Annotated in this window: 11 protein-coding genes and 2 pseudogenes; 10 read left to right on the forward strand and 3 right to left on the reverse strand. The window is 73.3% G+C overall.

All coding sequences use genetic code 11. From position 1 onward, the window contains the following. Window positions 1-35 precede the first annotated feature (35 nt). A pseudogene (locus ACF07B_RS35440) lies at window positions 36-2,164 on the reverse strand (prolyl oligopeptidase family serine peptidase). Window positions 2,165-2,350: 186 nt separating this feature from the next. Between ACF07B_RS35440 and ACF07B_RS35445 the strand changes: the two are divergent. The 8 genes from ACF07B_RS35445 (at window position 2,351) to ACF07B_RS35480 (ending at window position 10,300) form a co-directional block, all read left to right on the forward strand. After that, window positions 2,351-2,545, forward strand: a complete 195-nt coding sequence (locus tag ACF07B_RS35445; protein WP_037620693.1) for a hypothetical protein — start codon at window positions 2,351-2,353, stop codon at window positions 2,543-2,545. Window positions 2,546-2,773: 228 nt separating this feature from the next. Further along, a complete protein-coding gene (gene mshB / locus ACF07B_RS35450) occupies window positions 2,774-3,676 on the forward strand; it encodes an N-acetyl-1-D-myo-inositol-2-amino-2-deoxy-alpha-D-glucopyranoside deacetylase (RefSeq protein ID WP_392181924.1) in 903 nt (300 codons plus the stop codon). A 52-nt stretch (window positions 3,677-3,728) separates the two neighbouring features. Further along, window positions 3,729-4,154 carry a DUF6113 family protein gene (locus tag ACF07B_RS35455; protein ID WP_369482844.1) on the forward strand — a complete coding sequence of 142 codons (426 nt, stop codon included), beginning with the start codon at window positions 3,729-3,731 and terminating at the stop codon, window positions 4,152-4,154. A 160-nt stretch (window positions 4,155-4,314) separates the two neighbouring features. Further along, window positions 4,315-6,492 (forward strand): hypothetical protein, encoded by a 2,178-nt coding sequence (locus ACF07B_RS35460; RefSeq protein WP_392181925.1) that lies wholly within the window; start codon window positions 4,315-4,317, stop codon window positions 6,490-6,492. Window positions 6,493-6,724: 232 nt separating this feature from the next. Then, a complete protein-coding gene (locus tag ACF07B_RS35465; RefSeq protein WP_369483889.1) occupies window positions 6,725-7,723 on the forward strand; it encodes an ABC transporter ATP-binding protein in 999 nt (332 codons plus the stop codon). Further along, entirely contained in the window at window positions 7,720-8,460 is a 741-nt protein-coding gene (locus tag ACF07B_RS35470) for an ABC transporter permease (protein ID WP_392181926.1), read from the forward strand. The genes ACF07B_RS35465 and ACF07B_RS35470 overlap by 4 nt, the downstream gene beginning before the upstream one ends. A gap of 5 nt (window positions 8,461-8,465) precedes the next feature. Next, the gene (locus tag ACF07B_RS35475) at window positions 8,466-9,689 is read left to right on the forward strand and encodes a sensor histidine kinase (protein ID WP_392181940.1); all 1,224 of its coding nucleotides are present in this window, start codon (window positions 8,466-8,468) and stop codon (window positions 9,687-9,689) included. Next, entirely contained in the window at window positions 9,686-10,300 is a 615-nt protein-coding gene (locus ACF07B_RS35480; RefSeq protein WP_362396927.1) for a response regulator transcription factor, read from the forward strand. Before ACF07B_RS35475 ends, ACF07B_RS35480 begins: the two co-directional genes overlap by 4 nt. Window positions 10,301-10,321: 21 nt before the next feature. Here the strand turns inward: ACF07B_RS35480 and ACF07B_RS35485 are convergent, their stop codons facing one another. Together ACF07B_RS35485 and ACF07B_RS35490 are read right to left on the reverse strand one after the other, a co-directional pair. Continuing rightward, window positions 10,322-11,173, reverse strand: coding sequence for a SirB1 family protein (locus ACF07B_RS35485; protein WP_392181927.1), 852 nt, complete (start codon window positions 11,171-11,173; stop codon window positions 10,322-10,324). A 368-nt stretch (window positions 11,174-11,541) separates the two neighbouring features. After that, window positions 11,542-12,525 (reverse strand): annotated as a pseudogene (locus tag ACF07B_RS35490) (GNAT family N-acetyltransferase); the annotation flags it as partial. 141 nt (window positions 12,526-12,666) lie between these two features. Between ACF07B_RS35490 and fdxA the strand changes: the two are divergent. Further along, the gene (gene fdxA, locus ACF07B_RS35495; RefSeq protein WP_030573070.1) at window positions 12,667-12,987 is read left to right on the forward strand and encodes a ferredoxin; all 321 of its coding nucleotides are present in this window, start codon (window positions 12,667-12,669) and stop codon (window positions 12,985-12,987) included. 170 nt (window positions 12,988-13,157) lie between these two features. After that, window positions 13,158-14,252 (forward strand): bifunctional succinyldiaminopimelate transaminase/glutamate-prephenate aminotransferase, encoded by a 1,095-nt coding sequence (locus tag ACF07B_RS35500; protein WP_392181928.1) that lies wholly within the window; start codon window positions 13,158-13,160, stop codon window positions 14,250-14,252. Window positions 14,253-14,366: the final 114 nt, after the last annotated feature.

Raw genomic sequence — 14,366 nt, forward strand, 5'->3', positions numbered from 1 at the left:
CCATGTCACCCCGGCTCGTTGCTGTCCCGGTGGGGTCAGTTCATCCCGAGGGAGCGCTTCAGGAAGTCCACCTGGAGGAGCAGGAGGTTCTCGGCGACCTGTTCCTGCGGGGTCATGTGCGTGACCCCCGACAGCGGCAGCACCTCGTGCGGGCGGCCGGCGGCCAGCAGTGCCGAGGAGAGCCGCAGCGCGTGCGCCACCACCACGTTGTCGTCCGCGAGGCCGTGCACGATCATCAGCGGCCGGTGCGTCTCGGCGGGCGAGGCGAGTCCCTCGTCGGTGACCAGCGAACTCTTCGCGTACACCGCCGGGTCGGTCGCCGGGTCGCCGAGGTAGCGCTCCGTGTAGTGCGTGTCGTACAGCCGCCAGTCCGTGACCGGGGCGCCCGCGATGCCCGCGTGGAAGACGTCGGGGCGGCGCAGCACGGCGAGTCCCGCGAGCCAGCCGCCGTACGACCAGCCGCGGATCGCCACCCGGGACAGATCGAGCGGGAACCGCTCGGCCAGCCCGTGCAGCGCCTCCACCTGGTCGTCGAGGGAGAGCGTCAGGTCGTCGCGGATCGCCTTCTCCCACGCGGGGGAGCGCCCCGGCGTGCCGCGGCCGTCGGCGACGATCACCGCGAAGCCCTGGTCGGCGAACCACTGCGAGGTGAGGTGGGCGTTGTGCGCGGCCAGTACCCGGGGGCCGTGCGGACCGCCGTACGGGTCCAGGAGGACGGGCAGGGGACTGCCGCCGTCGTAGTCGGTCGGCATAAGCACGGCGCATGGGATTTTCTGTGCGCCCCCCTGTGTGAGTGTCACGCGCGGGGACAAACCGGGATCTTCGGCGTACGAGGAGATGGCTGCCGCCTTCTTCCCCTCGCGCAGCACCTGCACCTGGGTGCCCGGCTGTTCGAGCACGGAGGACACGAGCACGGTCACGCCCCCGGCGCGCACGGCCGAGTGCACGCCGGGCTCCTGCGAGACGCGCTCCAGGCCGAGTTCGTTCACCCGGTACACGTGCACTTCACCCGTTTCGGGGGAGCTCGCGCCCTCGCCCGCCGAGGCCGAGACCAGCACGTCGTCGGCCGAGACGTCGAGCACCGCCCGGACATGCAACTGGGCGCCGGTCAGCGGTCGTTCGCCGAACGCCAGGACCCGCGCGCCGCCTTCGTCGGCGATCCGCACGAGCTGTCCGCCGGGGCTCCAGCACGGCACTCCAGGGAAAAGATCGAGCCAAGTTGGATCTTCGTCCGCGTGCACCATCCGGGTCGCCCCGGAGTCCGGGTCCACGGCCAGGAAGAGCTGGCTCCGCTGGTCCCTCGCCTGCACGAGAAGCAGCGGCGCACCGGCGGCTGACCAGTGCGCATGTGCCAGATACGGGTAGCGGGACCGGTCCCAGGAGACCTCGGTGCGCACCCCGTCGAGCCCGAACACGAAGAGCCGCACCTCGGCGTTGGCGCTGCCCGCCACCGGATAGGCGACCCGCTGCGGATCGGTCTCCGGGTGCGCCGGATCGGAGATCCACCAGCGCTGTACGGGCGTGTCGTCGACCCGGGCGACGAGCAGCCGGTCCCCTTCGGGCGACCACCAGTAGCCGCGCGAACGCCCCATCTCCTCGGCCGCGATGAACTCGGCCAGCCCATAGGAAACCGTCCCGGGCCCCGTGGCCTGCTCCGGTTCCGCCAGCGCCCGGTCGCCCTCGCCCTCGGCCCCACGACCCGCAGCGCGCCCCCGGACACGTACGCCACGAGCGTGCCGTCCGGAGAGGGGCGCGGGTCGATCACCGGCCCGGGGACCGGGAGTTCACGTGTCGTGCCCGCCCGCAGCTCAGCCGTGAACAGGCGCCCTGACAAGGTGAAACAGGCCAACTCGGCGGCTGCGTCGGTGGCGTACCCGACGATGCCCGCGCCGCCCTCACGGCTGCGCTCGCGACGCGCCCGCTCCTCCGGGGAGAGGTGCTCGGCCGCCCCGCCGAGCAGGGCCGCGGGGTCGGCCACCACCCGCTCACCGCCGTCCGGCACATCGAGGACCCACAGATGGTTCGCCCGCTCCGTACCGGAGGGGGACCGCAGGAACACCACGCGGGAACCGTCGGGGGACACGGTGAACGCGCGCGGCGCGCCGGAGGTGAACCGCTGGGTGCGGGCGTACCGGCGCGGGAAGGAGAGGGGCTCGTTCGTCATGCCTCGACCATATTGGCCATGCGCCCCCTTGTGCGGCCGTGCGCCGATCGATGCGCGCGTACGGATAGTTATGATCACTAGCGCTGTGTGGGTAGGAACCTGCTGGCTGCTGTCAGGCCGGACCGACCCTCGTGTCCGAACCCGTACCGGACCCCAAGTCCCTGGGAACTTTGGAGGTGAGCCGCCGTGGCACTCTCGATTTCGGCGGTGGTGCTGCTGGCGATCATCGTCTTTCTTCTGATCAAGAAGTCAGGACTGAAAGGCGGGCACGCGGTCGTCTGCATGCTGCTCGGCTTCTATCTCGCCTCCTCGACCATCGCGCCCACGATCAGCGATCTGACCACCAACATCGCGGGCATGATCGGAAGCATCAAGTTCTGATCCGGGCAGGGACCGTGGGCCGGGAAGCGCGTCCGGCCCCGATCCCCGCCTTCCCCGTCCGGCCTCCTCGAAACGGACCGGTCCCTCCGGCCGCTGGACGGCCGGCTCAGCGGCCTCCGGGGCCGCGCGGCGGCCCGCCGTCCGGCGCGGCGCGACCAGGCCCGTCAGGGCCCCGCAGACGGCCCACGGGCGGCCGACGGCGGACCGGCGCCTCGTAGGGTGGGTTCCATGACGGAACTGCCCGACCGGCGTCTGCTCCTGGTGCACGCGCATCCGGACGACGAGTCGATCAACAACGGCGCGACCATGGCCCGCTACGCGGCCGAGGGCGCCCAGGTGACGCTGGTGACCTGCACCCTCGGCGAGGAGGGCGAGGTCATCCCGCCCGAACTCGCCCATCTCGCCCCCGACCGCGAGGGCGGACTCGGCCCCCACCGGACCGGTGAGCTGAGCGCCGCCATGAAGGAACTGGGCGTCGCCGACCACCGCTTCCTGGGCGGCGCCGGGCGGTTCCGCGACTCCGGGATGATGGGAGCCGAGCAGAACCACCGCCCCGGCGCCTTCTGGGCCGCGGAGGTCGACGACGCCGCCGACCACCTCGTGGAGGTGATCCGCGAGGTGCGTCCTCAGGTGCTCGTCACCTATGACCCCGAGGGGGGTTATGGGCACCCCGACCACATCCAGGCCCATCGCGTGGCCATGCGCGCCGCCGAACTGGCCGCGGAGCCCGCCCACCGCCCCGACCTCGGCGGCGCGTGGCGGATCGCCAAGACCTACTGGAACCGGGTGCCGCGCCCGGTGGCCGAGGAGGCGTTCGCCCGGCTGCGCGAGGCCCTGCCGGAGCTGCCGTTCGACCGGGCGGCGGCCGTCGACGACGTACCCGGCGTGGTCGACGAGGCGACCGTCACCACCGAGATCGACGGCTCCGCGTACGCCGCCGCGAAGGCCGCCGCGATGCGGGCGCACGCCACCCAGATCACCGTGGACGGGCCCTGGTTCGTCCTCTCGAACGAGCTGGCCCAGCCGCTCTTCACCACCGAGTTCTACGAATTGACCGGTGCCCCGCGGCCCGCGGCACGCGAGAGGGACCTCTTCGAGGGGACCGGCACCGCCCCGGGGAACGAGCCGTGAGCGGCGCGGGGACGACGAGGACCACGACGACCGGGCAAGGGACGGAACTGCGATGAGCGTGAACGGACAGCGCGGCGGGGCAGGCATGCTCGCCCAGCCGTTGACACGGCCCTCGGGCGGGCGGATCGCCGCCTATCTGGGGCTCTTTCTCCTCGGCGTCGTGGTCGGCGTCGCCGGGGCGCTGGTGCAGCCGGGCTGGTTCCCGTTCGGGCTGCTGCTCGCTCTGGCGGGCGCCGCCGGACTCTTCCTGGGCGGCGCGCGGGCGGCGGGCTCCCGGGCCGGAGCCGTCGCCCCCGCGGCGGGCTGGATGGTCGCCGTCGTCCTGCTCACCGCCAGCCGTCCGGAAGGGGACTTCCTCTTCGGCGCGGGAGTCGTCTCGTATCTCTTCCTGCTCGGAGGCATGGCCGTGGCTGTGATGTGCGCCACTCTCGGCCAGGGGCGGCCACCAGGCCCTTCAGGCGCCCGAGTTGGCAAGTGACGTACCACTTCGCCGTATCGGTCCCGTGCGGGTCCGGTGCGAGATTCCTGCACGGGCGAGGTTTGCGGGCCGGACATGGCCAGTATGGTGGTGCGCGCCGCCGAGCTGCCCGAGATGAGGTCGAGTAAACGGGCGGCGGAGCCAACCGGGAGAACCTGCCTTGAGTCGTGAAACTGACAGTTCGTCCTCCGGGCCCAACGGGCGCGGTGGAGCCGCGTACCCGTCGGGGACGCCGCCGTACGGCACCCCCGCGGCTTCCGAGAGCGGTGCCGACGCGGGCCGTTCGGCCGCAGGCAAGCCGACGGAGGAGCGCAAGACCGAGACAACCCTGACGACACGGATCCGGATCAACATCCCCGGATCGCGGCCCATCCCGCCCGTGGTCGTACGTACACCCGTCGCCGACGCCTCGCCCGAGGGCGGCGACGGCGCGACGGCCGGCACACCGGCGCCGCAGGGCGCGAGCTCGCCCGTGGGCGCCCCCGCGACGACGGCCCCCACTCCCGCCCCGTCCGCCCCCGCGCCCGTGGACCAGCCCGCGCCGGCCGAGGAGAAGACGAGCGAGTGGTTCGCGCCCCGCAAGGCCGGCGCGCCCCCCAAGGGCGCACCGGGCGGCGGCTCGACCAACGGCGCGGGCCTGCCGGGCGGTTCGGCTTCCGTCGGCACCGCGGCCTCGCCGGGCGCGGGACGTCCGGCGCCGTCCCCCGGCGCCGGTCCCCTGGGCATCACCGGTGGCGTCCGGCCCGGCGGTGCGAACGGTGCCGCGCTCCCCGGGGCCACCGGCGCCGGACCCGTGGCCCCCGGTCACGGCGGCGGCACGGGCTCCTTCGACGTCTCCGGGGCACTGCGCGACACCGGCTCCTTCCCGGCCATCGGTGCGCCCGGCGGATCCGGACCCTCCGGAGCGTCCGCGGGGTCCGGCGAACCGCGCCGCGACGACCTCCCGTACTTCTCCGAGCCCGGCCGTTCGGGCCGCGGCGGTCCGGCCGGTCCGACCGGCGGTCCCGCCACCGGAGACGGCCCGCTGCGGCCTCCGGCCGGCGCGGGCGCGGCCCCCGGCAGCCTGGCCGCGCGGTCCGGCCCGGCCCCCGGCAACCGGAACACGGGCACGGGATACACCGGCGCGCACGGCGGTCTGAGCGGCGGTCTCAGCGACGACACCGCGATCCTCACCCCGCAGAAGCCGGCACCCGACCCGGGACCCGGTGCCTACGGCGCCCCCGCGGAGAACGTCTCCGGGCACACGCTGACCAGCGGTATCCCCGTCGTGTCACCCAGCCAGAACTTCGCGTACGACGGGGAGCCCGGCGGCGGCGCCCGCTCGCACACCCCGCCGAAGCTCCCCGAGCCGGTCCGGCAGCAGTCCGCCCCGGCGAAGCCGGCGAAGAAGAAGGGCCGCAACAAGCGGGCGCTCCTCATCGCCCTCGTCGTGGTCCTCGCCGGCGGCGCCTACGGAGCCGGCCTGCTCATGAACCACTCGGACGTGCCCAAGGGCACCACGGTGCTCGGCGTCGACATCGGCGGCGGCACCCGCGACGACGCCGTCCAGAAGCTCGACGACGCCCTCGGCCCCCGGACGACCAAGCCCCTCACGCTGTCCGTCGACGGCGACACGGTCCAGCTCAGGCCCGACCAGGCCGGACTCCAGCTGGACAGCCAGGCCACCGTCCGCGCCGCCGCGGGCAGCGACTACAACCCGGTCTCGGTGATCGGCTCGCTGTTCGGCCAGGGGCGCGTGGTGGAGCCCGTGATGCCCGTCGACAAGGAGAAGCTCCAGGCCGCCCTGGAGCGCGCCGCGAGCGGCTCGGGTTCGGCGGCCGACGGCACGATCAAGTTCCAGGCGGGCAAGGCCGTCGCGGTCTACGGCAAGGCGGGCAAGGGCATCGACGTCGGACCCTCGCTCCAGGCCGTCCAGGACGCGTACCGCGCCCAGGTGGAGAGCGGCACGTCCACTCCCGTGAAGGTCGCCACCACGACCCGTCAGCCGACGGTCAGCAAGGCCGAGGTGGACCGGAAGATGGCGACGTTCGCGACGGTCGCCATGTCCGCGAACGTCACCGTCCAGACGGACGCGGCCCACACCGTCTCCTTCAGCCCGCAGAAGTCGATCTGGAGGTTCCTGAGCGTCCAGCCGATCCAGGGCAAGCTGGTCGAGCACTACGACCTCAAGGCGCTGAAGGCGCTGTACGGCCACGCCTTCGACGGTGTGACGATCACCAAGGGCGACGGCAGCCAGAAGGCCGTGAGCCCGCAGGACGTGGCCTCGGCCGTCGGCAGGGCGCTCGTCGGGAAGACGACCGCCGCCCGGATCGTGACCATCTCCACCAACCCCAACTAGGGCGCACCGCCGGCGCGTCGAGGGCATCGGGCCGGGATCACCCCGGCCGGGTGCCCTCGTGCCGTTCCGGGCGGTGCGCCCCGCCGCGGACGCGCGCCGCGGCGGGGTCCGGGCACCGCCCCGCGTGAGGTCCCCGGCCCTCACACGGGGCCGTCGGCATGACATCTGTCATCCGCCGCTCAGGACACACCACACTGCCGCGAGCCCCCCGCCCTCCACCACGATGGACGGCATGACAACGACTGCGGGGACCACCACCCCATCGGTGGTCCGGTTCGAATCGGTGACCAAGAGCTACGGGACCGTCCGGGCCGTGGACGGGCTGACACTCGAACTCCACCCGGGCGAGACCGTCGCCCTGCTGGGCCCCAACGGTGCGGGCAAGTCGACCACCCTGGACCTGCTGCTCGGCCTCAAGAACGCCGACAGCGGCACGGTCCGGGTGTTCGGCACCGGCCCGCGCGAGGCGATCGTCGCCGGCCGGGTGGGCGCCATGCTCCAGAGCGGCGGCCTGATGGACGAGGTCACCGTCGGTGAACTGGTCAAGCTCGCCTGCGACCTGCACCCGAGGCCGCACCGAGCGAGCGAGGTCCTCGCCCGGGCGAGCCTCACCCAGATCGCCGACCGCAAGGTCAACAAGCTCTCCGGCGGCCAGGCGCAGCGCGTCCGCTTCGCCCTCGCCACGGCCGGCGACAGCGACCTGATCGTCCTCGACGAGCCCACCACCGGCATGGACGTCTCCGCCCGGCAGGCCTTCTGGGCCACCATGCGCGAGCAGGCCGACCAGGGCCGTACGGTCCTGTTCGCCACGCACTACCTGGAGGAGGCCGACGCCATAGCCGACCGCGTGCTCGTCCTGCACCGGGGACGGCTGCTGGCCGACGGCACCGCCGCCGAGATCAAGGCCAAGGCGGGAGCGCGCCGCGTCTCCTTCGACCTGGAGGGCACGATCGACGAGGCCCCGCTGCGCGCGCTGCCCTTCCTCACCTCGGTCACGGTGTCCAAAAGCGGCTCCGCCGCGGGGTCCGGACAGACCGTCCGTATCCAGTCCTCCGACGCGGACGCGACCGTCCACGCGCTGTACGGGCTCGGCGTCTACCCCCGCAACCTCGAAGTCGCCGGGCTCGGTCTGGAGCAGGCCTTCGTCGCCATCACCGAGGCCGAAGAGGCCACCCGCGGCGCGGCCGAGGACACCGCCCGCACCGTCGCCGAGGAGGCCGCGTCCAAGTGAACAGTCTCATCAAGCTGGAGATCACCCGCGCCCTGCGCAACCGCAAGTTCCTGTTCTTCTCGGTCATCTACCCCTCGGCCCTGTTCCTGCTGATCGCGGGCAGCGCCGACAGCACCACGAAGGTGGACGGCACCGGCCTGACCCTGCCGACCTTCTTCATGGTCTCCATGGCCTCCTTCGGCGCCCTGACCGCCGTCCTCATGGGCAACAGCGAGCGCATCGCCAAGGAGCGGGAGAGCGGCTGGGTACGGCAGTTGAGGCTCACCCCGCTGCCCGGCCGCGGCTACGTGTTCGCCAAGACGGCCAGCGCCGCCGTGATCAGCCTGCCGTCGATCGTGATCGTCTTCGTGGTCGCCGCGGCCGTGAAGGACGTACGCCTGGACACCTGGCAGTGGTTCGCGCTCACCGGCGTGATCTGGGCCGGCAGCCTGGTCTTCGCCGCGCTCGGCGTCGCCATCGGCTACGTCGCCAGCGGGGACGCGGTCCGGCCGATCACGATGATCGTCTACTTCGGTCTGTCGATGCTCGGCGGTCTGTGGATGCCCACGACGACGTTCCCCGACTGGCTCCAGAACATAGCCAAATGGCTCCCCACCCACGCGTACGCTGCCCTGGGGCAGGCCATCGAACTGGGGAACGCCCCGCACACGAAGGACGTCGCCATCCTCGCCGTGTCCTTCGCCCTCTTCGCGGGCGGCGCGGCCTGGCTGTACCGGAAGGACACGCTGAAGGCGTGAACGCCATGACGGAAGACCCGCTGCCCGACGGGGCCGCCACGGACCGGATCGTGAGGATGGGAGAGTCCCCGCGCAACCTCCGCGAGGCCCTGCGCAAGTCGGTGTGGATCGTCATCTGGCTGGTGTTCCTCAGCTCGCCGGTCCACGACCTCGTCTCCGGCCACCACACGCCCGCGGCCACCGCGGCCGGCTGGGTGGGTCTCGCGGCCTTCGTCGCGGTCTATCTGATGCTGGTCTTCCGGCACATGGGCAAGGCGTTCACGGGCTCCCTGGCCGTCACCCTCATGGTGCTCGCCCTCGGCGCGCTGGCCGTCGCCCTGTGCCTGACGCTCGGCGCGCCCTGGCTCGGCCTGTTCGTGTACGTCTCGGTCGCCTGCGGGACGACGTTCCCGCTGCGTGTCTCCTACTGGACGATCCCGCTCACCGCCGTCGTGATGCTCCTCGTCGGCCTGCACGGCGGCGAACAGGACGCGCGCAACCTGGTCCTGCTCGTCGTGCTGATCGGCTTCGCGATGACGGGGGTGCGCCAGCTCGTACGGACGACGGTGGAGCTGCGCAAGGCACGGGCCACCGTCGCCCAGCTCGCCGCGAACGAGGAGCGCCTGCGGCTCGCCCGGGACCTGCACGACCTGCTCGGCCACTCGCTCTCGCTGATCACGCTGAAGAGCGAACTGGCCGGGCGGATGCTCCCCGACCACCCCGACAAGGCGGCCCAGCAGGTCGCCGACATCGAACAGGTCAGCCGTCAGGCCCTGGTCGACGTGCGCGAGGCGGTCACCGGCTACCGAAGGCCCCGGCTGGCCGGGGAACTCGCGGGCGCCCAGGTCGCGTTGACCGCCGCGGACGTGATCGCCGACCTTCCGGCCGAACCCGTCCTCGACGGCGTTCCCGAGGAGGCCGAGTCCGCGCTGGCCTGGGCGCTGCGCGAGGCGGTCACCAACGTCGTACGGCACAGCGGCGCCCGGCGCTGCACCGTGGAACTCGTCCGGCGCCAGACCCTGGACGGTCCCGTGCTCGAACTCTCGGTGGAGGACGACGGCTCGGGCGGCACCTCGGGCGCCGCGTCCGGCAACGGGCTGACCGGGCTGACCGAACGCCTGGAGAAGGCGGGCGGATCGCTGGAGGCGGGCCGGGTCCGGCACGGATTCCGGCTGGTGGCACGGGTACCCCTGGAGGGCGGCCGGGCCTCTGTGGGCGCCCCGGACGACCCCGTAGGATCCGGTGCATGAGCCGCACGATCAAGGTCCTGCTCGCCGAGGACCAGGCGATGGTCCGCGAAGCGCTGGCCGCCCTGCTGGGCCTGGAGCCGGACATCGAGGTGGTCGCCCAGGTGGCCCGCGGCGACGAGGTCCTGGCGGCGGCCCGCGCTCATGACGTGGACGTGGCGCTCCTCGACATCGAGATGCCGGGCATGACCGGCATACAGGCGGCGGCCGAGGTCCACAAGGAGCTCCCGGGCGTCAAGCTGCTCATCCTCACCACCTTCGGCCGCCCCGGCTATCTGCGCAGCGCCATGGAGTCCGGTGCCGACGCCTTCCTGGTCAAGGACGCCCCGGCCGCCCAACTGGCCGCGGCCGTACGCAAGGTGCTGGCCGGCGAGCGTGTCATCGACCCCACCCTGGCGGCGGCGGCGCTCGCCGAGGGCGCCAACCCCCTGACGGACCGCGAGCGCGAGGTGCTCCGCGCTGCCGCCGACGGTTCCACCAACGCCGAACTGGCCAAGGCCCTCCACCTCTCCCAGGGCACGGTCCGCAACTACCTCTCGACCGCGATCCAGAAGCTCGCGGTACGCAACCGGGCAGAGGCGGTACGGATCGCACGGGAGAAGGGCTGGCTGTGAGCGGTACGGCCCGCGGATGCCTCAGTTGAGCATCGCCCGCGCCGCGTGGGCCTGTTGGCGGACCCGGGACGCGGCCGGTTCGTCGACCGCCGCCACCACGTCCGCGTAGGCGTCGAGTTCGACGGCCCCAGCCAGGAAGTCTCCTCGCTGGACCAGGAGTTGGGCCCGCTCGTAGCGCAGTCGTGCCGGGTGTGAGGGCAGCAGCAGGGAGAGTTCCACCGACCACAGGGCCACGTCGGAGCGCTCGGGACGGGCGACGGCCCAGGCCCGGACGTTGTTCAGGACGCGCAGGACGACGTCGAGCGGGTCGGCGGGGGCGAGCATCGACGGGTCGAGCGGGGCGCCGGTCGCGCCCGCGACGAGGAGCTGTGTGTCGGAGCTGGTCAGGACGCGCCCGCCGTCGAAGGGGTCGGCGAGCACCTGCTCCTCGGGCGGTCCGAAGCCCACCACGAAGTGACCGGGCAGCGCGACCCCGTAGACCGGCGCCCCGGCCCGCCGCGCGACCTCCATCCACACCACCGAGAGCAGGATGGGCAGCCCGCGCCGGCGGCGCAGCACCGCGTGCAGCAGGGAGGACTCCAGCCGCTGGTAGTCGCCCGGAGAGCCCCGGTACCCCAGGCGCCCGCCGAGGAGTTCGGCGAGGGCGCCGGCCCAGGACCGGGGGCTGCCCGGGCGGAAGGGCAGCCGGCCCGCCAGCTCGTCCAGCAGGATCTGTGCCGCGTCCGTCCCGGCGTCGTCCAGTGTCCCGTCCGCCGCGGCGGACACCAGCAGACACAGCTCGGCCAGATCGGGCCGCTCGGCCCGCGCCTCGTCGGCGAACCGCCGCCGTACCTCGTCGGCTCGCTCCGGCCGCGGTGGCTGGGGAGAACGCATAGCCGGTTCGTGCCCCGTCACGTCGATCGATACGGCTCGGCACCCGCACCGGCTTCGCCGGCCCCACCGTCCGCCGGCCCGCCCGTCCTGGGGCCACCCGCCGCAGACGCACCCGTCCCCGGGCCGCCCCTCGCCTGCCCGTCCGCCGCCGAACGGCCCGTCCCGGGCCCGTCCGCCGCCGAACGGCCTGTCCCGGGCCCGTCCCCCGCCTGCCCGTCCGCCGCCGAACGGCCCGTCCCGGGCCCGTCCGCCGCCGAACGGCCTGTCCCGGGCCCGTCCGCCGTCGGCCCGTCCGTCGCCGGGGCGGTGTCCGCGGCGGAGGCCGCCGTGCTCGTGTCCGGTCCGGTGTCCAGGGCGGGGGACGGCGTCCACCGGTAGTGGTGGTACGCGTGATGCGGGCCGAAGCCCATCCGGGCGTACAGCTCCCGAGCCCCGGTGTTGTCCGCCTCCACCTGGAGCCAGGCCGCCGAGGCACCCTCCTCCAGGGCCCGGCCGGCCAGCGCGGCCATGACGACGGTGGCGAGCCCGCGGCGGCGCTGGTCCGGGGCGACCTCCACGGCGGCGAAACCGGCCCAGCGTCCGTCCACCACGCACCGCCCGATCGCCGCCGGAGCCGCGTCCCCGTCGCCGGGTACCGTCGCGAACCACACCGAGGGGCCACCGCCCAGCACCTTCAGGGCCACGTCGGCGACGCCCTTGCGCTGGTAGCGGCGCAGCCACGCCTCGTCGGCCGCGCGGGAGAGCGTCACCCCGGGTGCCTCCCGGTCCGCGACCGGCGCGAGCGGGCCCGTCCACAGCTCGGCGGTCACCTCCCGGGTCCAGCCGCGTGCCTCCAGCTCCGCGCAGAGCAGTTCCTGGGTGCCCTCGGCGCCGGTGGCCGTCTGGATGAAGGCGGGCAGGTCACGGGCCGCGTACCAGTCCCGTACGTACGCGAGCGCCCGGTCGAGCGGAACGCCCGGGCCGGCCAGCGGCAGGACGGAGTTGGCGCGCCTGGTGAACCCGCCGGCCGCCCGCAGTTCCCAGCCGCCGAGCCGCTCGCTCTCCACCGGCGGCCAGGCCCGCGCGGCGACGCGCGCCAGCTCCTCGTAGGAGGCCGCGGGTCCGCGCCGCCGTGCCGGGGCGGACGGCACGACCTTGCCCGCGACCAGGGAGGACTCCGCGATCCGGACACGCTCGCCGGTCCGTCGTGTGATCAGCAGCACACCGTCGTCCCAGGATGTGAGAACACCGACCGTATCGGTGAACTTCTCCACCGTGTCTCCATCGTCGGTCAGGCGTCGAACGGAGACACGTTTGCCCACGTCAGCAGCGGTGACGCGGACCTCCAGGCGGCCGGCGGCAGAGAATTCCACAGGTCAGTTCACCCCTCCTGTTCGGATCAGACCCAAGAACGGAGATACTAGGGGCGGGCATCGACTACGCCGCGCTCCCGCGCGCCAGGCGGCGGAGCCTACGACAGGCCCGCCAGCGCCCTATCGAGGAGGAACGACAGCGTGACCTACGTCATCGCGCAGCCTTGTGTCGACGTCAAGGACAAGGCGTGCATCGAGGAGTGCCCGGTCGACTGCATCTACGAGGGCTCGCGGTCCTTGTACATCCACCCGGACGAATGCGTCGACTGCGGAGCCTGTGAGCCGGTGTGCCCGGTCGAGGCGATCTTCTACGAGGACGACACTCCGGAGGAGTGGAAGGACTACTACAAGGCGAACGTCGAGTTCTTCGACGAGCTCGGCTCGCCCGGCGGCGCCAGCAAGCTCGGTCTGATCGAACGCGACCACGCCTTCATCGCAGCGCTGCCGCCGCAGAACCAGTAAGCGGTCCGCCGGGTGCCCTCCCGGCGGTAGCTGGACGAGCGCCGCCTCGGTCCCGTACGGCCTGATCGTTCCGGTCGCTGTACGGGACCGAGGCGTTTGCGGTCCCGGCCCGCGCGGCAGCCCGTACCCGCGTGTACAGGTCGTACGTACGAGAAAGTGAGCCTGATCCCGTGTCCGCAGTCTCCGACCGGCTTCCCACCTTCCCCTGGGACAAGCTGGAGCCCTACAAGGCGACCGCCGCCGCTCACCCGGGCGGCATCGTCGACCTGTCCGTCGGCACCCCGGTGGACCCGGTGCCCGAGCTGATCCAGAAAGCTCTGGTCGCGGCCGCGGACTCGCCCGGCTATCCCACGGTGTGGGGCACGCCCGAGCTGCGGGACGCGCTCACGGGCTGGGTGGAACGACGGCTCGGGGCGCGGGAGGTCACCCACCGCCACGTCCTGCCGATCGTCGGCTCCAAGGAACTGGTGGCCTGGCTGCCGACCCAGCTCGGTCTCGGCCCCGGTGACAAGGTCGCGTACCCCCGCCTCGCCTACCCGACGTACGAGGTCGGCGCGCGGCTCGCGCGGGCGGAGCACGTGGTCTACGACGACCCGACGGAGCTGGACGCGGCGGGTCTGAAGCTGCTGTGGCTGAACTCCCCGTCGAACCCGACCGGCAAGGTCCTGTCCGCCGCGGAACTCGCCCGGATCGTCGCCTGGGCCCGCGAGCACGGCATCCTCGTCTTCTCCGACGAGTGCTACATCGAGCTGGGCTGGGAGGCCGACCCGGTCTCGGTCCTGCACCCGGACGTGTGCGGCGGCTCCTACGAGGGGATCGTCTCGGTCCACTCGCTGTCCAAGCGCTCGAACCTGGCCGGCTACCGCGCCGCGTTCCTCGCGGGAGACCCCGCCGTCCTCGGTGAACTCCTCGCGATCCGCAAGCACGGCGGCATGATGACCTCCGCGCCGACCCAGGCCGCCGTGGTCGCCGCGCTCTCGGACGACACCCATGTCCACGAGCAGCGCGAGCGTTACGCGGCCCGCCGCAGCGCCCTGCGCGAGGCCCTCCTGGACCACGGATTCCGCATCGAGCACAGCGAGGCGAGCCTCTACCTCTGGGCCACCCGGGACGAGTCCTGCTGGTCCACGGTGGCCCACCTGGCCGACCTGGGGATCCTGGTCGCCCCCGGTGACTTCTACGGCGAGGCGGGCGAGCGGTTCGTCCGCGTGGCCCTCACCGCCTCGGACGAGCGCGTGGCGGCCGCGGTGGAGCGCCTGCGGTAGTCCGGCCGTGGGGGGGGGGGGGGGGGGGGGGGGGGGGGGCGCGGGGCCCCCCCCCCCCCCCCCAGGCCCCCCCCCCCCCGGGCCCCCCCCCCCCCCGCCCCCCCCCGCCCCGGC

Origin of the sequence: Streptomyces sp. NPDC015532, from assembly GCF_043078065.1 — a bacterium.
Lineage (GTDB): Bacteria > Actinomycetota > Actinomycetes > Streptomycetales > Streptomycetaceae > Streptomyces.

What these genes read in the sequence shown, in the direction of transcription:
- ACF07B_RS35455 (WP_369482844.1), top strand. Translation starts at nt 3,729, where the DNA reads ATGAGCGTGAACGGACAGCGCGGCGGGGCAGGCATGCTCGCCCAGCCG.
- mshB (WP_392181924.1), top strand. Translation starts at nt 2,774, where the DNA reads ATGACGGAACTGCCCGACCGGCGTCTGCTCCTGGTGCACGCGCATCCG.
- ACF07B_RS35480 (WP_362396927.1), top strand. Translation starts at nt 9,686, where the DNA reads ATGAGCCGCACGATCAAGGTCCTGCTCGCCGAGGACCAGGCGATGGTC.
- ACF07B_RS35465 (WP_369483889.1), top strand. Translation starts at nt 6,725, where the DNA reads ATGACAACGACTGCGGGGACCACCACCCCATCGGTGGTCCGGTTCGAA.
- ACF07B_RS35485 (WP_392181927.1), bottom strand. Translation starts at nt 11,173, where the DNA reads ATGCGTTCTCCCCAGCCACCGCGGCCGGAGCGAGCCGACGAGGTACGG.
- ACF07B_RS35475 (WP_392181940.1), top strand. Translation starts at nt 8,466, where the DNA reads ATGACGGAAGACCCGCTGCCCGACGGGGCCGCCACGGACCGGATCGTG.